Genomic DNA, 20,414 nt, shown 5'->3' on the forward strand with positions numbered 1-20,414 from the left:
GTCTTTGAACTCCATTAATGAGTCTTTGAACTCCATTAATGAGTCTTTGAACTCCGTTAATGAACCTTTGAACTCCGTTAATGAACCTCTGAACTCCGTTAATGAACCTCTGAACTCCGTTAATGAGTCTTTGAACTCCGTTAATGAGTCTTTGAACTCCGTTAATGTCAAAAAAGGAAACTCAAAGCCCCCTTTTTAAGGGGGTTGGGGGATCTCTTCTGCCTAAATCTTATCCTAGCTTTAGACATGAGATTATTCTGGCTCCTGAATTCTGTTTTTTGACTCCTGTTGACGAGCCTTTGAACTTTAACATTAAGCTTTTTAATCCCCAAATACCATGTCAAACCCCAACTTTACAGCTACAAACACATTAGGAAAACCATTCTCCACTACAACCACCAACCGCAGACCTTTCCTAGAAATTAAAGACGTTAGCAAAGTTTATCCTACAAAGAAAGGCCCCTTCACCGTACTCGACGGCGTTAACCTTAACGTCGAACAGGGCGAGTTTATTTGCGTCATTGGCCACTCTGGCTGCGGCAAATCGACATTACTAAATATGGTATCCGGTTTTAACTTTCCCACTTCCGGGCAAGTGTTACTCGAAGGAGAACCCATTACCAAACCAGGCCCAGACAGGATGGTTGTCTTCCAAAACTATGCCCTGTTACCGTGGCGGACTGCTTTTGAAAACATCTATTTAGCTGTTAATGCCGTTTATCCCAACAAACCACAAGCCGAAAAAAGAGCGATCGTCCGAGATCATCTAGCAATGGTGGGACTGGCTGATGCAATGGAAAAGAAACCAATGCAAATGTCTGGCGGGATGAGACAAAGAGTTTCTATCGCCCGTGCTTTGGCGATTCGTCCGAAAGTCTTAATTTTAGATGAACCTTTTGGGGCGCTGGATGCCATCACCAAAGAAGAATTACAAGAAGAATTGCTCAAAATTTGGGGCGATAACCGTTGTACAGTGCTGATGATTACCCACGACATCGACGAGGCACTATTTTTAGCAGATAAATTGGTAATGATGACTAATGGCCCCCATGCAAAAATTGGTGAAGTTATGGAAATTCCTTTTGGTCGTCCCCGCGATCGCAGCCGCATTATGGAAGATCCACAATACTACCAACTGCGTAATTATACCTTAGACTTCCTCTTTAACCGCTTTGCCCATGATGACGTAGGTTGAGCTAATCGCCATTCATTTTTCCAGAATAATACCAGATGGCAATACGGTTCGGTTAAGAATATTTGTAGGTTGGGTTGAACTTTAGTGTTACCCAACAAACCCTGCAAAATGTTGGGTTTCGTTCCTCAAACGCCACTTGCTTCTCCCTTGGCGCTAGCCTCTCCCTTTGGGAGAAGGGGAGATGCTGCGCGAACAACAGGGGGAACCCCCGCAACGCAGTGGCTCCCCAACCTACACATTTTTATTTTTTGGGCTTAACCGAACCGTATTGTACCAGATGGTGGCGGGAAGAAGCCTGCAATCAGTAGGGGCAATTCATGAATTGCCTCTACAACTACGTCCACAAGTTATAAAGTATGTGTAGAGCGACTATGTTGAGAAAAAATCTGTATGACAAACTACCCAGAAACCGTAACTAGTAACGAATCCGTTAATGAGTTAATCGGCGAGACAACAAGCATTAACCATCTGGAGGTAATTGAAAATGTCATCGACTCTTTGGAACAAGATGATAGTGCGATGGTTAGCCACACTCCAGAGGGTGGTTATCTCTGGAAGTTTAAGTATGGAAGTGTGGAAGTATTTGTCCAACTCAACGGGACAAGTGATGAAGACACAATAACCGTTTGGTCTACGGTGCTAAATTTACCTGCCAAAAATGAACCTAAGTTGATGCGGTATCTTTTGGAGTTGAACTGCTCTAGTACTTTTGAGGCACGTTTCGGCATTATTGAAAACCGGGTAGTTGTAATATCGACACGCACCTTAGCAGAGTTATCTCCTGGCGAAGTGTCTCGGCTAATTACCATTGTGGCAACGATCGCTGATAACAATGATGAAGCCTTACAAACTGAATTTGGTGCGACTTAAGGAATTTTAGATTTTAGATTGGGCTATTGCTACATCCGATGTATAGCAATCCGGTTTGGGAGAATCTGCAAAGACTTTTTTCTGTGTACCAATTAAAAGCGCCTGGGAGTGTTGCCGTGTTTCCACCCCAGGCGCTTTTTATTTTTAACTTGCTCCTCACACAAATAAATAGTATCACTGCTTCAATCAAAAAGCGAGTTTAGTAAGTGACACTTTTAAAACTGCACCGTCAATTGAATTTTATTTATATACCCTTGACTTGACTCCATCTTCATTGTGGGTGCGATCGCTCCAGAAAGGCGGTTAGCTTGACAGACTTGATTGCGTCCAGGATATGTGTTGACCTACTGATTCCATTACCAAGCCCCGTTGGGGCGGGTGTGGGGGTGTGGGGTGTAGGGGTGTAGGGGAAGAACTAGCCCCAACCAACCCGCATGAGTCTTTAGCCCTGCCCCAAGGGGCAACCGTGTTGTCCGGGGTCTCAATCCCCGTCCAACACCTTACACCCTTAATGAAACAGCTGCTTTGTTGGTAATCACCAGCCTTCAAAAAGTGAGTTAGGAAGGATCTAGCCTTTACAAGTCGTAACGTAACTATGGCAATCCTAAATGAGATTGTGAAAATTTTTGTTATGGTCGTCCTTGGTCATTTGTCCTTTGTCAAAAGTCATTTGTGATTATAAACGACAAATGACTTTTGACTAATGACAGCCAACTCCAAAAATATTTCACAAATGATTTATGACTGCTATAATTAAATAATTATTAAAGATATATGCATCCCTTAATTAATGCCTGAAACTCTTTAGTAATCAATCCAACTCTCAAATAAATATTAGCACTCAATGCTTGTAAGTGCTAATTTATAGCTAAAGTTTAACGCCTATGATATAGACCAAAACTGCACTTTTTGCAGATGCTTTAGTTTCTTTCCAGATATTATTTTCTAAATAGAAAAAACTAAACATTTTCTGTAAGTAATATAAAATTGGGAGTACTGGCATGAAATACACTTTTGACATTGTAGGAATATCTCCACTTTTGCAATTTTTCAATCACCAACAGCAAAATGGGCAAAAACCACCCCAACAAGGTGTGGAATACTTGGGAATGCATAGGTGTACGCTAGATACGTTTTTAGAATCGGTAGAATCAGTTCCAGCAAAGTGGGATTGGAATCTGGATCAAGTGGTAGATACCGTGATTAAGTTTTGGTTGAATAACTCAGACAGTATTCGTTATTGGAAAGTACGTTTAAATGATGCTGGTAAGGATAATTTACTAGTCACAAGGTTGGCGGATATAACCGCCTTACAAGCTGAATTTGAATCCCTACTAGATAAGAAATGGTGAAGAGATAGGTAGAATTGAAAAACAATTCAAGAGGGGAGCAATCCCTGCTACGCTTCCAGTCGAAATCAATTATTTACTCTATTATATCAAGTTTGGGTTATTACTTGTAATAAAATCTATCAATGTAGGTTGGGGAGCCACTGCGTTGTCCGGGAATACCTGAAAAGTTCGCGCAGCGTCTCCTTTTCTCCCAAAGGGAGAGGCTAGCGCCAAGGGAGAAGCAAGTGGCGTTTGAATAGCAGGGTAAACCAACATAAACAAGGATCAAATGTTGGTTTACCCTGCGGGAAGCCCCTTCTCTACGAGAGGCTTGTCTGCGACACGCACTCGCGTTCGCCAACGGGTCTACGTTCCTCAACCCAACCTACAGATATTATAAATGTTTAACCGGACATGATATTATTCTCGTTTTCAAGTACTTTGAGAACTTGCAGATATAAATTTTCTACTCTTTTCGTTTGAACTTCACCAAATGACGCATAGTGAGTTAAGCTAGGAGCGCCATTTACTTCAATAATTGTATAATCTCCCATCGGTGACGTTATATCACTAGCAAGAATATCCACACCTGATAATCTCAATTCCATATCTTTTGTAATATTTACTGCTAATTTTTTAAAATCAGGATGGATATTTTCAGTGAAATCTATTGCCTCACCTCCAGTTGATAAATTTGCATTGTCTAAAAGATAGACTATATTATTCTTAGGTATAATATTACTAAAATTTAGCTTCCGTCTTCGCAAGTTTTTTTTGATTCTATAATCTTCAAAATCTATAATTTCTTTTCTACCATTTTTGATAAACGTTTCCTGCTTCTGTTGCATAAGTTGCAAAACAGTAGATTGACCATCTCCGATAATAAATAAGGGAATTCTTTGATATGCCGAAATGACTTTATCGTCAAGTACTACAATTCTATAATCATTGCCACTATAGAATCGCTCAACAATAAATCCTGAGGTTTTTTGTAATATTTTCTTAGCTACTTGATAATATTCTTGCTTATTGTGAACCTTGGTAACAAAGATTCCTTGACTAAGATTAATTGGCTTGACAATTACAGGAAATCCCAACTCCTTAGCATAATAAAATCCTGCATCTATATTTCTAGGACTAGCTATTTCTTCGCATAATTCGTCACTAAAAAATGTTTTTCCTTCAGTAACCTTATAGCCAAATTTATTCAGAAAAAAGCTTGAAACTGCTTTATCTTTAACGATTGCTACTGAGCCAAGAGAATTAATACTAAACCTGGTATTACTAAAAAAGGTTTTATTTCCGTTTTTAAATGTAATCAATCCCATAAAAGTACATTCTGGATCTACTAAAACTTCTGCCCCCATTTTTTCTGCTATTTTTTGAATTATTGATGTTACAAATGGTGTTTTCATTATCGATAACTATAATTTTTTCGAGAAGATTTTAACGATTTTGTGATAATTAGTCAAGAACTTTTAATTTAACAATTCTACTATGTGTTGTCTCTAAAGCTCTAGTCAAAAGCTGAAGTAAAATTCATTTTTGAATATTCCAAAAACCTCTGAAAATTTAATTATTTTCAACTAACTATAAAAAATGTAAATGCCCGCAATGTAGTTTTACTAATCACACTATAGAAAGTACGTGCTGATTAATTCTACGTACGTTATTATTCATTTTCTCTTCAGCTTATAACAGTATCTTTTCAGACACTAATATTGGTTTAACCACTGGTGCGGACTTTACTTATGTGTATGCATCCAAATCATGCAAACCCAATAATTGCCAAACTTTCTGCTCGAACATTATTGTGTCCTGGAAACAATTGCAAGTTAAGGCTTTGAGATTCATTGCTACCTGAAAATTCCAACTTAATTGGTCTAAAATATAGCGCTCAGTGTTGACAATTTATAAATAATCGAATAACAAGGTGGCAGTAGCATAAAAAAAAGCGTTGGTGCATTCCTACCTAGAAACTAATTAACGCCCTTCATTAAACTTCATACGGTTAAGATAATTATGCCAGAAAATACGGATAACAAAACTTCCCAATCAGACAATCAAACTATTGCGTATAAAGAACGCCTCAATTCTTGGGCGATCGCTCGTCAACTTCCTAATACGCAACGGGAGATTGTTGCTCGCTTCCGCAGCCGTTCTGATGCCGATGGCTATATGCGGCACCTTCCTCAAGAAATACCAAATGCTTCCTACATGGTTGTTTTTGATTGTCAACGCCAAGAAGCTGTAATTTAAAATACAAGCATAGGCATTAACCCTTGTTTTTCATCCAATACGCTTGGGTTAAGGGTTATTGGTGTAGATAATTGGTTTTTCAAGACGCGATAAATCGCGTCTCTACAATCTGGGTTTTGTTGCTGATTCTGGACTGTATTGGTTTTTAATCTCGATTACCCTTTTTTTGCGATCGCGGGTGTAGTCTACTTACAGCTATTTTCAGGTAAATAGACCACGCGGTAGGGGCGCAAGGCCTTGCGTCCCTACAACAGATGTGGTTCAAATACATGAAAACTACTGTAAAATGTGCGGGAATCACTATATTTGATTTGCTCTCCACCGAGAGGCTCAGATCCCCTACTTTCTTCAAAAAGTAGGGGATCTTTTGGTTTCTAGTAACTTCTATAGCAGTCCTAAATCATTTGTGAAATATTTTTGGAGTTGGCTGTCATTAGTCATTTGTCCTTTATAATCACAAATGACAAATGACTAATGATCAAGGACGACCATAACAAAAATTTTCACATTCTCATTTAGGATTGCTATAGCATCTCAATTAACCAGACAAGTTACTCAAAGCAACTTGTTAAAGGTAAACAAACTTCCGCCACAGTGTACTAGTACAGATGCCGCTCTTATACTAGTTCTCTATGAACCTGCACATTCTTTTGATTTCTCCCCACCTCACTAAAGAGATGTGCCGCAGGTGGTGGGATTCTTTACTATGCGTCTTCATACAGAATTGGTATCAAAAGAAGTGTAATTACAATCAGAAATGATTAAGTTTTTCTGGCAATATATAAAAATTTTGATATATTAACTAAAAATAAATTCCGTAATTGCCCCCTTGCTACTGATATTTTAGATTACTTAAAAGTAAAAGTTAGTGCAATAAGCCCTGAAAGTGCTAGAGAGTTAAGAAGTGGTAAAACAGCACCGATATGACTGGTTCAAAGCTGTGATATTTTTCCGTCAACGAGAATTACTCGCCCTGTTGCTGGGGATTTTCTTCTCAATCTCTGTATTCCTACTCTGGCAGAGACTTTTAATCCAAAATCCGGGATTATCAACACAAGTAGAATTGATTGCAGAGTTATTAGTTGTTGTCACGTTGACATTATCAATCTATTTTGCCCTGACGATGAAAGCAAGAAACCAACAAATAACAGCAATCAATCAGGAGTTAACTCACAGGATTTTTGAACATAAACAGGTAGAAATTGCCCTGCTCGCCAGTGAAAATCGTTTGCGACAGCTGCTGGAAACTGTCAAAGTCATCCCTTGGGAATTGGACTTGAAAACTTGGCGATTTATTTACGTTGGGCCGCAAGCGGTAGATTTGCTAAATTATCCGATCGCAGAGTGGTACGAGGAAAATTTTTGGGTTAATCATCTGCATCCAGATGACAAGGAGAAGTCTGTTCGTTTTTGTCAACAAGCAACTGCTAGGTGCGAGAATCACGAATTGGAATACCGGATGTTAGCTGCTGACGGGCGAGTTGTTTGGCTGCGAGACATTGTTAGTGTCGTTGAGGAAGCCGGAACTGCGATCGGGCTGAGGGGGTTTATGTTTGACATTACTGATTTGAAACTGGTTGAAGAAACCTTGAGACTGAGGGAGAGGGCACTTGCCGCGACCAGTAATGGAATTATTATTGCCGATGCCAAACTTGCCTACAATCCAGTTATTTACGTCAACCCTGCCTTTGAGCAAATAACAGGCTACAGTGCTACTGATGTAATTGGGCAAAACTGTCGATTTTTGCAACGCACAGATACCCAGCAACCAGCACTTAATGAATTGCGCTCATCTATTCAAACTGGAACAAGTTGCAAAGTTGTTCTCCGCAACTATCGCAAAGATGGCACTTTGTTTTGGAATGAATTGAGTATTTCTCCTATTCATAACGACAATGGTGAGTTAAGCCACTTTATTGGCATTCAGAGAGATATTAGCGATGTCTACAACGAGCTTTGCTTACGCAAGCAAGCCGAAGCCAGTCTGCGTCGCCAAGCCCTCACCTTTGAAAATATGCATGATGGCGTAATTATCACAGATTTAACCGGAAGTATTATTGACTGGAATCCTGCTGCCGAAAGTATGTTTGGCTATACCAAAGCCGAGATTTTGGCTAAACATCCCAGTATTTTGCATCAGCCGGAAATAGCTGCAACATTAAGCGCCAACATTTTGTCAACAGTCAACCAGCAAGGACGCTGGTCAGGGGAAATAGACTTTATTCGCAAAGATGGCAGTGAGAGAATTTGTGAAGCAACCGTAGTCGCTTTACAGGATGAACAAGGGGAAACTGTTGCGACTGTTGGCATCAATCACGACATTACCGAAAATAAACGAGCTAAAGAGGCACTACAACGGCAATTGCATCGCACTCTACTACTTGAACAAATTACTCAGGAAATTCGTCAAAGTCTTGATACCAGCAAAATTTTTGAGACGGCTGCTACCCAAATTGGACAAACATTTGGAGCCGATCGCTGTCTGATCCACTCTTACATTAGTAACCCCTACCCGCAAATTCCCCTAGTAGCAGAGTATAAGAAAATTTCTAGTTACTGCTCCATGTTGAAATTGGAAGTTCCCATGACTAACAATCCCCATGCCGAGCAGATGATGACCCAAGAAAGTGCGATCGCTTCTCCAAATGTATACGTTGAGCCTTTACTGCAAACGGCTGAACCTATCTGCCGAGAAATTGGGCTGAAGTCTATGCTGTCAATCCGCACTTCCTATCAAGGAGAACCCAATGGTGCGATCGGCTTACATCAGTGCAGCTATTTTCGCCAATGGACACAAGATGAAATCGAATTACTAGAAGCTGTGGCGGCTCAACTAGGTATTGCTCTAGCACAAGCTCACTTACTGGAACAAGAAACGCGCCAACGTGAAGAACTTACCTTGAAAAACTTTGCCTTGGATCAGGCAAAACGTCAAGCAGAAACTGCAAATCGGGCAAAAAGTGAGTTTTTGGCGATGATGAGCCATGAAATTCGGACTCCAATGAATGCTGTTATTGCCATGACAGGTCTACTGCTGGACACCGATCTCACACCTCAACAGCAAGACTTTGTGGAAATAGTTCACAGTAGCGGAGATACTTTACTCACCATCATCAACGATATTCTAGATTTCTCTAAAATTGAGTCGGGCAAACTGGAATTAGAAGAACAGCCTTTTGATTTGAGAGCTTGTGTGGAAGAGGCTATTTTCTTTTTAGCTCCGAAAGCTGCCCAAAAGGATATCGAACTAGTTTATCTGATCCAGCCCCAAGTTCCCATTCAGATCGTCGGTGATTTGACTCGTCTGCACCAAGTCTTGATGAATCTTCTTAATAATGCGATCAAGTTTACCGAAACCGGAGAAGTAGTACTCTGTGTTGAACTGGGGACTCTTGAGTTGAATAAAAAAACTTCTTCCCAATCCCCGATACCTGTTGAAAAAGAGCAACTTCTCTACGAAATTCAATTTGCAATCAAAGATACAGGTATAGGCATCGCACCAGAGAAAATAGAGCGATTATTTCAACCCTTCACTCAGGCTGATGTCTCCATGACTCGACGATATGGTGGCACAGGGCTGGGATTGGCGATTAGTAAGCGGCTGAGTAAGATGATGGGCGGCACTCTTTGGGTAGAAAGCCAGGGGTTGGTTGGTGGCAATCCTAGCCCTAGATGGGATAATGGAAAATTATTATCATCTCCTGACTCTTCACCAGGTTCAACATTTTACTTCACCATTATTACCAAAGTGGCTGCTCAGTCAGAACAAGCTGAATTAAGCACTTCGCCGCTGCTTGCCACCAAGCGATTATTGATTGTAGATGACAATCTAACCAATCGCCAAATTCTCAGTTTGCAAGCTGAGTCTTGGAAGATGGAAACTTATGCTGCCAAATCTGGAAAAGAAGCTTTAGTTAAACTTGCTCAGGGAACGCAGTTTGATATTGCTATTTTAGATATGCAAATGCCGGAAATGGATGGCATAACTCTAGCTCGTCAAATCCGCAAGCAATCTGGTTGTCAAAATCTGCCTTTGGTGATTATGACCTCTTTGGCGAAATTAGAAACTCCTTCTGACTTTAATGATGTCCAGTTTGCTGCTTCTTTGAGTAAACCGATCAAACACTCTCAACTCTACGATGTTATTACTCGTGTTTTGGGAAATCAGCCGATTCTAGCCAGTATTTCTCATTTTCCCTTGGTAGATCGGCATTTGGGTGATCGACTGCCACTGCGGATTCTTCTGGCAGAGGACACGGTTGTTAATCAGAAAGTTGCCCTATTGATGCTACAGAAAATAGGTTATAGCGCAGATGTCGTCAGCAATGGGCTAGAAGCGATCGCAGCTCTGCAAAAACAGCGATTTGACGTAGTGTTGATGGATGTTCAGATGCCCAAAATGGATGGTTTAGAAGCAACTCGGAGAATCTGTCAAGAATGGGAGGTAGGTTTTCGTCCCCATATCATCGCCATAACTGCCAATGCCATGCGGGGCGATCGCCAAGTTTGTCTTGCCGCTGGTATGGATGCTTATATTAGCAAACCCATTCAACTGCAAGAGTTAGCTCAGGCACTCAGTAAATGTCCACCCCAAAGAAATTCTGAATTTACTTCTATCAAACAACAAGGGGAAGTGATGCGCCTAGAATTGCAACCTTCGTCAAATATCTTACATTCAGGGGAAAACCAGACATTAAAAAGCGCCAAAATTGATGCCAAAATCCTCCAATCCTTGCAGCTTATGGTCGGAGGAGATCGTGTGGCATTTGCGGAACTAATTGAGTGTTATCTTACAGAGACAGATAGACTAGTGCAACATATCAGCACAGCGATCGCAACTCAGGATATCCAGACTATATGGAAGACAGCACACAAACTCAAGTCCAGCAGTGCTTCTATTGGAGCGATCGCCCTAGTTCACCTTTGCAAGGTGTTAGAAACACAGGCACGCAGCAGTAACTTAGAAAACAATCTAGAATTACTTTCACTACTGTATCAGGAATATGAACAAGTTAAAACTGCCTTAGAAAAAGAACTTGCGAAGGAAGCACCATGAAAGCCACTGCTCAAGAAAGCCAATCTTTAGTTTTAATTGTTGATGATGAACCTTTTATTCGCCTGATGCTGCGGAATTGCTTAGAGCGGGAAGGCTATCAAATAGCGGAAGCTGAAAATGGCATAGAGGCAATAAATGTTTTTAACCAACTGCACCCTGATATAGTACTCCTTGATGCCATAATGCCGGATATGGATGGATTCGAGTGTTGCACTCAGTTGGAGCTTCTAGATTGTGACAAGCACACTCCAGTTTTAATGATTACAGGACTTGAAGATCAAGAGTCAGTTGACCGTGCATTTGCAGTGGGAGCAATGGATTTTGTTACCAAACCAATTCACTGGCCAGTTTTGCGACAACGGGTAAAACGGTTGATTCAGCAATCTCAGTTGCAGCAAAAACTGGAAACCGTGAATTTGGAATTGCAGCGATTAGTTACTATCGATGGATTAACTCAAGTAGCTAATCGCCGACGTTTTGAAGAGTATTTTTACCAAGAGTGGCAGCGCCTAAAACGCGAGCAACGTCCGCTTTCTCTGATTCTTTGCGATGTTGATTTTTTCAAATTATATAATGATACCTATGGTCATCGGGTAGGCGATCGCTGTCTTCAGAAAATTGCTCAAGCTTTCAAAGATATTATTAAACGTCCCGGAGATTTAGTTGCCCGTTATGGTGGGGAAGAATTTGCTGTGATTTTACCTAACACAGACATAGAGGGGGCGACTCATCTTGCTGACCAAATTTGTCATGCTGTCCGAAGACTAGCAATTCCTCATCAAAATTCCCAAGTTAGTCCTCATGTAACTATTAGTGTTGGGTTTACGACAGAAATTCCTCAGCCAGATTCTGACTTAGAAGAAATGATTGCCGCAGCGGATCGGGCGTTGTATCAAGCAAAGGCAGCAGGACGCGATCGCTTTGTGCAAAATATTCTACTACCCAAAAGTACAAATTCTTGCTAGTACCGCAAGACACAATATCCGACATATTAATACCACACATCCAGACATTTTCTGCTTGTTTAGATGCAGTCCTTGTCTTTAAACATCAACTGATTGCAGAAAACTGCATAATTAACGAATATTCGCTTGTTTATCGTCCAAAGCATGCAGCTTTATTAGATACTGAAATAATCTATATGAAAGTGCGTATGATGACGATAAAATACAGATTACACAAGTATTTGCCGTTCGGATTGGCAGGTTCGCTAGGTTGCTTAGTCTTCAGTATCTTCACTAGTAAAACCCTGGCGCAGCAAAGCAATATCATCCCTGATAACACACTTGGGGCTGAGTCCTCTCAAGTTATAGGCAACTTTCAGGGACTACCGATAGAAGTAATTACAGGTGGTGCTACTCGCCAAATCAATCTTTTTCACAGCTTTCAAGAATTTAATATCAGCGAGGGACGTGGGGCTTATTTCTTCAGTCCTAGCGCAGATATTCAGAATATTTTGGCACGGGTGACAGGTAGTAACTCTTCAGAAATATTCGGTCAGCTAGCTACTTTCCAGATTATTAACGGTAGTATAGCTGGCTCTAATGCCAATTTATTTTTGATAAATCCAAATGGAATTGTGTTTGGGAAAAATGCCAGTTTAAATGTGCAGGGTTCATTTGTGGGGACGACTGCGAACGGAATTCAGTTTGGTAATCAAGGAGTTTTTAGTGCTACAAATCCTCAAGCGGTGCCATTGTTAAGTCAATGTTCGCGGTGCGGATGGCGGGAACATCAAAATTCAAGCTGAAAATGTTAACTTGGCAGGGCAAAGTAAATTAAGAGCGGGAATAGATATAGGTTTAGGTACTCCAAATAGTAAAGGTGGAGATATTATTATTAATGCCATAAGAGAGACAACATTAATAGATCAAAGCTTCATCGCTAACGTAGTGCAAGAAAGAGCATTTGGTAATGCTGGTGATATCAATATTGCAACTGGGACATTGACATTGCGTGATGGTGGAAGCATCAATGCTAGTCTTTTTGGACAAGGCAATATAGGAAATGTAAATATCAATGCTCAAGGTGCTGTTACTATTACAGGTCAAAAAGATGATTTAGCTAGTAGAATTAATAGCGCTGTATTGACAGGAGCAACGGGTAATAGTGGTAATATCAACATCACATCTAATTCTTTTACACTAAGTAATAATGCTTTCCTTAGTACTGGTATTTTAGGACAGGGTAATGGTGGTAATATATCGATTCAAACATCAGATGCGGTTGAACTTACCCATGGTTTTATATTTAGCAACATTGGAAATGGGGGTGTGGGTAATGGTGGTAGAATTAACATTACTGCGGGTTCGCTTTCTTTGACAGATAGCTCGCAGATCCAATCGCGGATGGAAGATAGTGATGATCAGCTACCAGGAGGACGGGGAAATGCAGGTGATGTAAATATCAATGTCCAAGGTGATATCAGTTTTCGTAACTCAAAACCAGAAGAAGTTAACGGAATTATTTCCCAGGTAGATGAGGGTGCAAGAGGTAATGGTGTAAACGTTACTATCAATACCGATTCCTTGGAAATAAACGATGGTTCAGAAATTCAAGGTAGCACTAGAGGAAAAGGTAATTCTGGTAATATCATCATTAATGCTCGTAATCATATTTCGTTAGATGGTAGGAGCAGTGATGTTTTTAGCCGAATTATTAATGCTGTGCAACCGACTGCTGAAGGGAATGCAGGTAATATTCAAATCACTACAGGTACGCTAAAAGCTACTAATGGAGCCTTTATTAGTAGCAGTACTGATGGTAAAGGAAACTCTGGGAATATCAGCCTTAATGCCCTTGATAATATAGCCTTTGATAATAATAGTTATGCTACGAGTAATGTGTTCGATCAGGGGATAGGCGACGGAGGAAATATTTACCTGAAAACAGGTTCACTCTTGTTAACTAACGGCGGTCAAATATTAACAACTGTATCAGGACAAGGTAATGCCGGAAATATTACCGTCGAAGCCTCGGATAATATCAAGCTAGATGGCGTTTTCATCGACTTAGATTCTGATGCATTCAGCATTTTGCAAAGCGACTTATTGATTGGGGGTGTCGGAAAAGCAGGAAACATTCAAGTTACAACAGGATCACTTTCTGTTACTAATGGTGCTAAAATATCTAGCGTTACTGCTGGAGGTGGAAACGCCGGAAATATCACTATTAGTGCCCGCGATAATGTGACATTTTCAGGTTTTGAAGGCACAGAAAAATTTGGCAGTCAAGTATCAAGTTACGGTGTTAATAACGCGATAGGTAATGGTGGTGATATTCGCATCACTGCGGGTAATTTGCTACTTCAAGATGGCGGGCAACTAAATGCTCAAAATAGCGGACAAGGAAATGGAGGAAATATCTTTCTTGATGTTGGCAATACTATTACTTTGGATGGAATTGGCGGTAATACTTTAACTAATACTGTCAATACGGAAGCATCCAATGGTAACGCCGGAAATATTCAAATTGAAACAGGATCATTGTCTTTAACAAATGGCGGTAGGATATCTTCTTCACATGGCGGAGGAAAAGGTAATGGTGGAAATATCACCATCAATACTCGTGATACCGTCAGAATTGATAGTGTCGTCAAGGGTGTAACTTTTAGTAGTGGCGAAATTGATATAAGTAGCGGTTTATTTAGTTCCTTGCTGAGTGGTGAAGGTAAAGGAGGTGACATCGAAATTACAACAGAGTCACTTTCTGTCACCAACGGTGCAAGTATTTCTGCACTAACAGGTGGACAGGGAAATGGAGGCAATATCACCATTAACGCCCGCAATACAGTAACTTTTGATGGTGGGAAAAATGGTTTATTTACTTCCGTAGGCACTGCTGGGACAGGCAGTAGCACGGGTAACGCGGGGAATATCAGCATTAACACCAGAGAATTATTTCTAAAAAATCTTGGTATACTTGGCGCTTTTACTAGTGGTCAAGGTAATGGTGGAAATATCCAGGTGAAAACAGGAACGCTGACGTTAAAAAATGGCGGTGGAATTCTCACCTTTGCACAGAGGAATGCTGGAAATATAAACATTAATACCCGCGATGCTGTCATTATCGATGGTATTAGTGGCAATAACACAACTGGCGCTTTTAGTTTTTTGTCCGATGGAGGTGTTGGCAAAGGTGGGGATATTCAAATAACAACCAACTCCTTAACACTGAGCAACGGCGGACAACTTAGTGCTACCAGTTTTGGCAAAGGTAATGCAGGTGACATTATAGTTAATGCTAGCGATGCTATTGGCATTGATGGTGTCGGCAGGAAGCTTAAGCGGTATTTTTACTACTTTAGAAGGTGAAGCTGAAGGTAGGGGAGGCAATATTAACCTAACAACAGGTTCTTTATTTTTAACCAATGGTGGAATAGTCAATGCTGGTACTTTTTCTAGAGGCGATGGAGGTAGTATCACCATTGATGCACGCGATCGCATTTTAATCGACGGTATTAGCACCACAGGTTTTGCTAGCGGTGTTTTTAGTGCAGTCAATCCGACAGCTGTGGGCAATGGAGGTAATATTAACCTGACAACAGATTCTTTATTTTTAAATCGCGGGGGAATCAGTTCGAGCAGCTTAGGACAAGGAAAAGCCGGAGATATTAATATTAATTCTGGTTCCACAACACTTAATAACCAAGGATTTATTGCAGCAGCAACCAACTCTGGTGATGGTGGAAATATAAATTTAACTGTTGATGATCTTTTACTATTGCGTCACGGTAGCGGAATTTCGACTACCGCAGGTACAGCACAATCAGGTGGCGATGGTGGTAACATCAATATCGATTCAAGATTTATTGTCGCCATCCCCCAAGAAAACAGCGATATCACAGCCAACGCCTTCACAGGAACAGGTGGAAAAGTCGAAATCAACTCCCAAGGTATCTTTGGTATTGAGTCGCGGACAAAACTAACCGAAAAAAGTGATATTACAGCCAGTTCTGAACAAGGCGTTTCAGGTGTAATCAACATTAATGCACCCGATACCAGTTCCATCCAAAACAGCTTCACCGAATTACCCCCAGTCATCGACACCAACGCACTCATCGCCAATAGTTGCATTTCACGTGGCACCAAGCGACAAGAAAACTCTTTTACTATTACAGGTTCTGGTGCTTTGACCACTAATCGTCCTGGGCTTTTGGTTTCTATTTATACAACTGGAGAGGTCAGAGGTGTAGAAACTACATCCAGTCCCTGGAAAAAAGGTGATCCGATTATCGAACCGACTGGTCTATATCGACTGAATAATGGGCAATTGCTATTGAGTCAAGAATGTTCTAATTAGTGTAAGTTCAACAAACCTCTCACTGATGGCAAGGTTAAAGCTATGGTATCTGTTGGAAAACGGTTTACCGTCAGCCACGCCGATTGCTTCGCCAACCCTTGAGGCGTAGCAAGACGGGTCATATCATGTCCGCCAAATTACCCATAATAAAAGAACCCCACCCCGTCAAAGCTGTGCTTTGTCTCCCTGCCCCTAATCCCCAGAGGGGGTCCCGAGTTCCCCGCTTTTCGGGAGGGGTTGGGGGTGCGGTTCTTCGGGTTTAATAAGTAATCAAGCGGACATAATATCAGGCATCGCTCCCGTTAAACCAAGCAGCATTTTCTAACCTAGAAAGTAAATTCGTTATATCGACTTATATTATTGTCTACTTATTCCATGCATTGAAAATGCTAACTCACCTTTAAAGCATTTATCCAAACAGTAACTTTTGACCAATCAATGCTTTCTTCCTTCTCTTAATCAGCAATGCCTAAAAATCTACCCCTCGTTTAAGTTCTACACCTTGATTTGCATAGTGTTTGTGGCAATAAACCTCTGAGTGGACGCTAGCCAAATCAAAGTACGCGGGTGGATTTTGGCACCGACCAGTGATAATAATTTCGGTGTCGCGGGGTTTGCGGAGTAAAGCCTGGACAATGGGTTCAACAGGGAGTAATTCTAAGTCAACGGTGGGATTTAGTTCATCGAGAATAATAGTTTTATACAATCCAGAGGCGATCCCAACTTTTGCAATTTCCCAACCCCTTTCGGCTTCTACATAATCTAATTCTTGTCGGGAATTTCGCCAGACGATCGCATCTCCACCGCAACGCTGATGATCCACCACTTCTGGATATGACTGCTGCAAAGCGGCGATCGCTGCGTCTTCTGTGTAGCCGCTCCCACCTTTTAGCCACTGCATAATCAACACACGGGTAGATCCTGGATGATTAATTCCCCTACCAATCGCCTGTAAAGCTTTGCCCAAAGCACTGGTAGACTTACCTTTACCAGCACCAGTATAAATTTCAATCCCTTCAAGGAAGAGGGCTTTGGCTGTTGGGTGGTGATGAGGTTTCATTTCTGAGTGTAAATCTGCAATATCGAGCAATTTTTGGGGTGCAGCGCGTCCGGTAGCAATGATTTCCAACTCTTGGGGTTTGGATTTTAATGTCTTTACCACTTCATCCACTGGTAGCAAACCTAAATCCAGAACGGGGTTAATTTCATCCAAGACGACGACTGAATATAAACCACTAGCGATCGCACCTTTGGCGACATCCCAACCCCGCGTTGCTTGATCTCGGTCAAAGGTGGTAATTTCCTCATGCCCAAAAAATTCCGCTCTCCCGGTACGAACCTGGTCAATTAAATGGGGAAACCCGCGTTGTAAAGCTGCGATGGCACCATCTTCGTCATAATCACGTTCTGGCCCTTTTAAAAACCGCAGCAGTAAAACACGATTAGAATTGCTAGGCGTATTTATTCCCAAGCCAATGGAGCGCAAAACCACCCCCAAAGCCGCTTGAGATTTACCTTTACCCAGACCATCGTAGACGTGAATTTGACCAATAAGCCGTTCTTGACGCGCTTGCGCCGTCCGAATCCCAATACCGTTCCTTGTCATCTCTCGAAAAGCTATAACTATGGCAGTCTTTAATCTTACCTAACCTCTTGTACTTTCAGATAGAGAAACTGCCCCTCTAACACGTCTGTACAAGGGTCAGTTCGATCTATTAACAATATCAATAGAGGAATACTGGCACATCTGCATAGTAAAGGCCAAGAACAATGGGATAATTTCCCCCATCACCCTTACTATCCCAGTTATACTCACTACAGTTAACCCTTACGCTTAACCATTTATGCTTGACAATTGGATGCTTCCCAGGATTTTTCCCATTGGTGGATTTCTGTTTGACTTTTTATTTGTACTGATTGCCATCCCCATCGAAGCTTATGTTTTGCATTCTCGACTAAAATTTGACAAAAAAACCAGTATTTTTTATGCAATTTCTATCAATCTGTTTTCGAGTGTAATTGGTTGGTTCATATTTTTTGTATCAGAACCACTGTTGCCGATACAGGTGAAATCAGAATTAATTAACTATATGCTTTTTAATAATTTTAAATCGGCGAATACACAGACTTTAATTATTTTAACTGCTTGTATAATTTTTTTTACTACGTTTTTAATGAAATTTTTCATTTTAAGGATTTTATTATTTTCATTAAATGAATCATTTGCTAAAAAAGAAGAGGATACTCAAACATCTCAGCGGCTGCAACGGCGTCGTTTTACCACCCTTAATTTCCAAAATACTAATTTAGTTACTACTATACTAATAGCAAATTCTCTGAGCTATACTGCAATAACCATTATTTTATTATTTCGTTCAAAATAGCAAGAAATTACTTGTTTAATTTAGAGGAAAATTATTGATTAATAATCAGGTGTAGAGAAGAATATGAATACGCTACTAAAAGATGTCTTTGGGGTTTTTAAATTTGCTGAAGGGCTTTATGCAGGAATTAGAAAAATATTAGTTCCACCCAAAGCTTATTCTTGGCAGACATTTATTTATTTAAGTATTTTTTCTTGGGTACTTTCATATTGTGCCACAGGTTATATCAAAGATATAATTGCCTTTTTCGGTTGGTTATTTTTAATTGCTGGTACAGCTTGGTATACAACTGAAGATCCTTTGAGGGTTCCTGGTACTTTTATGCCAGTCGGGGCAGTAATCACTGGATTTTTAGTGAGTGTTTTTGCATTTGGAGATCAACAAGATGTAATTACACCCAAAACAATCGTTTTTTGGCCGACAATTTCAGCACTAATTACGGCAATACCAGAGTTTATTGAAGGAAATGACACTGATGCAAAAGCTCGAATTCCTAAGCCAGAAGACCGCCAAAGAATCATAATTTTAGTTGCTAGTAGTATGCTACTAAGTTGCTGGATTCAGTTTCACTTTGTGACGGATAATTGGTTACGACAATATCCCAGTTTACAGGCAGATACTTTTAAACATAGTACCTTTGTTCCCAGAACAGAAGAATTAGTAAAAATTCCCCAAAACGGCGTTGTAATTCTAGAAAAACTTCAACCAATGGTAGTAGAACAAATAGCCCAAAGACCTTGGTCAGAAGTAGAAAAATGGTTGCTAGATGCGAAACAACGGGTAGGAAATCTGGGTAGGGGAATAATTCAAAAAAACCTGAGTAAATATGAAGAGAAGGAACTATGGCGCGTTGAACCGCGTGTAGCTAATACAAAGTCTGGATATATATTAGATTTATTAAGTATTTGGATAGGCCCGAGTTCTAACCCACGAGGCTATTACTTAAAAAAATCTTGTCGCATTGAACCAGTTGCAGCAGGCAATAATTCAGAGAATAAGATTACAGTTGCAGAAATTGAATGCGATCGCGCCAGTAAATTAATTTCTGGTTCACCGCCTCCGCAGCAGTGAAGGTGGGGAGTGGGGAGATGAGGGGGATGAGGGAGATGAGGGGGACAAGGGGACAAGGAGAATAACCATGCCCAATGCCCAATAACAAATGACAAATGACAAATGACAAATGACAAATGATTATTAACAGAATTTTTGTATTAGCAAAGAATGTGTTTCAGGAAGTGGTACGCGATCGCATCCTATATATTATTGGTTTTTATGCGCTAGTACTCGCCACTGCCTTCCGCGTTCTTCCTGAATTTGCAGCTACGGCTGAAGATAAAATATTTTTAGACTTTGGAATGGTGGCGATGAATGCCATCGGGTTAATTATTACGATATTTATTGGTACGGGACTAATTAATAAAGAAATTGAAAAACGCACTGTTTTAGTATTAATTGCTAAACCTGTTAGTCGCAGTGAAATTATCGTCGGCAAATACTTGGGTTTATCCGCAGTCCTAGCTGTGCTTGTCGCCACAATGACAGCAATTTATCTGGTATTTCTGCAATTTGGTAATATTCCTCATCCTACAGCAAGCATTCTAATTGCTGCAATTTTCTTATTTTTGCAGTTGTCATTAATTACTGCCGTAGCTATTACCTTCGGTGTTTTTACTGCTTCTCTGCTAGCGACTGTTCTAACCTTTGCGGTATATTTAATCGGAAATATTACTCAAGATTTAGTACAACTTGGTCGTCTTAGCCGTAACCCTGGTATGGAACGTCTAACTGAAGCTTTATTTCTTTTCTTGCCAGATTTATCTCGATTAGATTTGAAAAATGATGCTGTTTATGGTCTACAAGCACTACCTGACATTACTGCACTGATTATGAATGCTGGTTACGGCTTACTATATAGTACCATGTTGTTAGCGATCGCTATTTTTATCTTTTCAAAACGCGAATTTTAGGCATCGGGCGGTTGAGGCAAGCAGGGGAGAAAGAATTATTAGAATTAAAGT

Annotated in this window: 16 protein-coding genes; 13 read left to right on the forward strand and 3 right to left on the reverse strand. The window is 40.6% G+C overall.

Annotated elements, in window-relative coordinates; genetic code table 11:
• Positions 1 to 337 precede the first annotated feature (337 nt).
• The 4 genes from HWQ58_RS22175 (at position 338) to HWQ58_RS22190 (ending at position 3,417) form a co-directional block, all read left to right on the forward strand.
• Positions 338 to 1,195: a nitrate ABC transporter ATP-binding protein gene (locus HWQ58_RS22175; RefSeq protein ID WP_292867186.1), complete on the forward strand. Its 858-nt coding sequence runs from the start codon at positions 338 to 340 to the stop codon at positions 1,193 to 1,195.
• 181 nt (positions 1,196 to 1,376) lie between these two features.
• Positions 1,377 to 1,559 (forward strand): hypothetical protein, encoded by a 183-nt coding sequence (locus tag HWQ58_RS22180; RefSeq protein WP_292867189.1) that lies wholly within the window; start codon positions 1,377 to 1,379, stop codon positions 1,557 to 1,559.
• Between the two features lie 26 nt (positions 1,560 to 1,585).
• Positions 1,586 to 2,065, forward strand: coding sequence for a YbjN domain-containing protein (locus tag HWQ58_RS22185; RefSeq protein ID WP_292867191.1), 480 nt, complete (start codon positions 1,586 to 1,588; stop codon positions 2,063 to 2,065).
• Positions 2,066 to 3,066: 1,001 nt separating this feature from the next.
• Positions 3,067 to 3,417: a hypothetical protein gene (locus tag HWQ58_RS22190; RefSeq protein ID WP_292867193.1), complete on the forward strand. Its 351-nt coding sequence runs from the start codon at positions 3,067 to 3,069 to the stop codon at positions 3,415 to 3,417.
• A gap of 383 nt (positions 3,418 to 3,800) precedes the next feature.
• On the opposite strand, the gene HWQ58_RS22195 is transcribed toward HWQ58_RS22190, so the two are convergent.
• Positions 3,801 to 4,811, reverse strand: coding sequence for a cyanophycin synthetase (locus HWQ58_RS22195; protein ID WP_292867196.1), 1,011 nt, complete (start codon positions 4,809 to 4,811; stop codon positions 3,801 to 3,803).
• A gap of 607 nt (positions 4,812 to 5,418) precedes the next feature.
• Here HWQ58_RS22195 and HWQ58_RS22200 point away from each other — a divergent pair.
• The 6 genes from HWQ58_RS22200 to HWQ58_RS22225 all read left to right on the forward strand — a co-directional run bounded on the left by HWQ58_RS22200 (position 5,419) and on the right by HWQ58_RS22225 (position 16,012).
• Entirely contained in the window at positions 5,419 to 5,655 is a 237-nt protein-coding gene (locus tag HWQ58_RS22200) for a hypothetical protein (protein WP_104908728.1), read from the forward strand.
• 904 nt (positions 5,656 to 6,559) lie between these two features.
• Positions 6,560 to 10,711, forward strand: coding sequence for a PAS domain S-box protein (locus tag HWQ58_RS22205; RefSeq protein WP_292867198.1), 4,152 nt, complete (start codon positions 6,560 to 6,562; stop codon positions 10,709 to 10,711).
• Positions 10,708 to 11,676, forward strand: a complete 969-nt coding sequence (locus HWQ58_RS22210; RefSeq protein ID WP_292867200.1) for a PleD family two-component system response regulator — start codon at positions 10,708 to 10,710, stop codon at positions 11,674 to 11,676. Before HWQ58_RS22205 ends, HWQ58_RS22210 begins: the two co-directional genes overlap by 4 nt.
• A gap of 188 nt (positions 11,677 to 11,864) precedes the next feature.
• Complete coding sequence (locus HWQ58_RS22215; protein ID WP_292867203.1) at positions 11,865 to 12,461, forward strand: filamentous hemagglutinin N-terminal domain-containing protein; 597 nt, start codon at positions 11,865 to 11,867, stop codon at positions 12,459 to 12,461.
• 10 nt (positions 12,462 to 12,471) lie between these two features.
• Positions 12,472 to 15,024, forward strand: coding sequence for a hypothetical protein (locus tag HWQ58_RS22220; RefSeq protein WP_292867205.1), 2,553 nt, complete (start codon positions 12,472 to 12,474; stop codon positions 15,022 to 15,024).
• Positions 14,951 to 16,012 carry an S-layer family protein gene (locus HWQ58_RS22225; RefSeq protein WP_292867208.1) on the forward strand — a complete coding sequence of 354 codons (1,062 nt, stop codon included), beginning with the start codon at positions 14,951 to 14,953 and terminating at the stop codon, positions 16,010 to 16,012. The genes HWQ58_RS22220 and HWQ58_RS22225 overlap by 74 nt, the downstream gene beginning before the upstream one ends.
• Here the strand turns inward: HWQ58_RS22225 and HWQ58_RS22230 are convergent.
• The gene (locus tag HWQ58_RS22230) at positions 16,009 to 16,134 is read right to left on the reverse strand and encodes a hypothetical protein (RefSeq protein ID WP_292867210.1); all 126 of its coding nucleotides are present in this window, start codon (positions 16,132 to 16,134) and stop codon (positions 16,009 to 16,011) included. The two genes, HWQ58_RS22225 and HWQ58_RS22230, sit on opposite strands and share 4 nt — an antisense overlap.
• 347 nt (positions 16,135 to 16,481) lie before the next feature.
• A complete protein-coding gene (locus HWQ58_RS22235; RefSeq protein WP_292867212.1) occupies positions 16,482 to 17,618 on the reverse strand; it encodes a cob(I)yrinic acid a,c-diamide adenosyltransferase in 1,137 nt (378 codons plus the stop codon).
• Between the two features lie 238 nt (positions 17,619 to 17,856).
• On the opposite strand from HWQ58_RS22235, the gene fraC reads away from it, so the two are divergent.
• The 3 genes from fraC (at position 17,857) to HWQ58_RS22250 (ending at position 20,363) form a co-directional block, all read left to right on the forward strand.
• A complete protein-coding gene (gene fraC, locus HWQ58_RS22240) occupies positions 17,857 to 18,396 on the forward strand; it encodes a filament integrity protein FraC (protein ID WP_292867214.1) in 540 nt (179 codons plus the stop codon).
• Positions 18,397 to 18,459: 63 nt separating this feature from the next.
• Entirely contained in the window at positions 18,460 to 19,467 is a 1,008-nt protein-coding gene (fraD, locus tag HWQ58_RS22245) for a septal junction protein FraD (RefSeq protein WP_292867216.1), read from the forward strand.
• A 116-nt stretch (positions 19,468 to 19,583) separates the two neighbouring features.
• Positions 19,584 to 20,363, forward strand: coding sequence for an ABC transporter permease (locus HWQ58_RS22250; protein ID WP_292867218.1), 780 nt, complete (start codon positions 19,584 to 19,586; stop codon positions 20,361 to 20,363).
• The last annotated feature ends 51 nt before the right edge of the window (positions 20,364 to 20,414 follow it).

It is taken from the genome of Nostoc sp. LPT (assembly GCF_017115165.1).
Taxonomy (GTDB): domain Bacteria; phylum Cyanobacteriota; class Cyanobacteriia; order Cyanobacteriales; family Nostocaceae; genus Nostoc.

What these genes read in the sequence shown, in the direction of transcription:
- HWQ58_RS22200 (WP_104908728.1), top strand. Translation starts at nt 5,419, where the DNA reads ATGCCAGAAAATACGGATAACAAAACTTCCCAATCAGACAATCAAACT.
- HWQ58_RS22210 (WP_292867200.1), top strand. Translation starts at nt 10,708, where the DNA reads ATGAAAGCCACTGCTCAAGAAAGCCAATCTTTAGTTTTAATTGTTGAT.
- HWQ58_RS22235 (WP_292867212.1), bottom strand. Translation starts at nt 17,618, where the DNA reads ATGACAAGGAACGGTATTGGGATTCGGACGGCGCAAGCGCGTCAAGAA.
- fraD (WP_292867216.1), top strand. Translation starts at nt 18,460, where the DNA reads ATGAATACGCTACTAAAAGATGTCTTTGGGGTTTTTAAATTTGCTGAA.
- HWQ58_RS22180 (WP_292867189.1), top strand. Translation starts at nt 1,377, where the DNA reads ATGCTGCGCGAACAACAGGGGGAACCCCCGCAACGCAGTGGCTCCCCA.
- HWQ58_RS22250 (WP_292867218.1), top strand. Translation starts at nt 19,584, where the DNA reads ATGATTATTAACAGAATTTTTGTATTAGCAAAGAATGTGTTTCAGGAA.
- HWQ58_RS22190 (WP_292867193.1), top strand. Translation starts at nt 3,067, where the DNA reads ATGAAATACACTTTTGACATTGTAGGAATATCTCCACTTTTGCAATTT.
- HWQ58_RS22225 (WP_292867208.1), top strand. Translation starts at nt 14,951, where the DNA reads ATGCTAGCGATGCTATTGGCATTGATGGTGTCGGCAGGAAGCTTAAGC.
- HWQ58_RS22195 (WP_292867196.1), bottom strand. Translation starts at nt 4,811, where the DNA reads ATGAAAACACCATTTGTAACATCAATAATTCAAAAAATAGCAGAAAAA.
- HWQ58_RS22185 (WP_292867191.1), top strand. Translation starts at nt 1,586, where the DNA reads ATGACAAACTACCCAGAAACCGTAACTAGTAACGAATCCGTTAATGAG.
- HWQ58_RS22175 (WP_292867186.1), top strand. Translation starts at nt 338, where the DNA reads ATGTCAAACCCCAACTTTACAGCTACAAACACATTAGGAAAACCATTC.
- HWQ58_RS22215 (WP_292867203.1), top strand. Translation starts at nt 11,865, where the DNA reads ATGATGACGATAAAATACAGATTACACAAGTATTTGCCGTTCGGATTG.
- HWQ58_RS22230 (WP_292867210.1), bottom strand. Translation starts at nt 16,134, where the DNA reads ATGACCCGTCTTGCTACGCCTCAAGGGTTGGCGAAGCAATCGGCGTGG.
- fraC (WP_292867214.1), top strand. Translation starts at nt 17,857, where the DNA reads ATGCTTGACAATTGGATGCTTCCCAGGATTTTTCCCATTGGTGGATTT.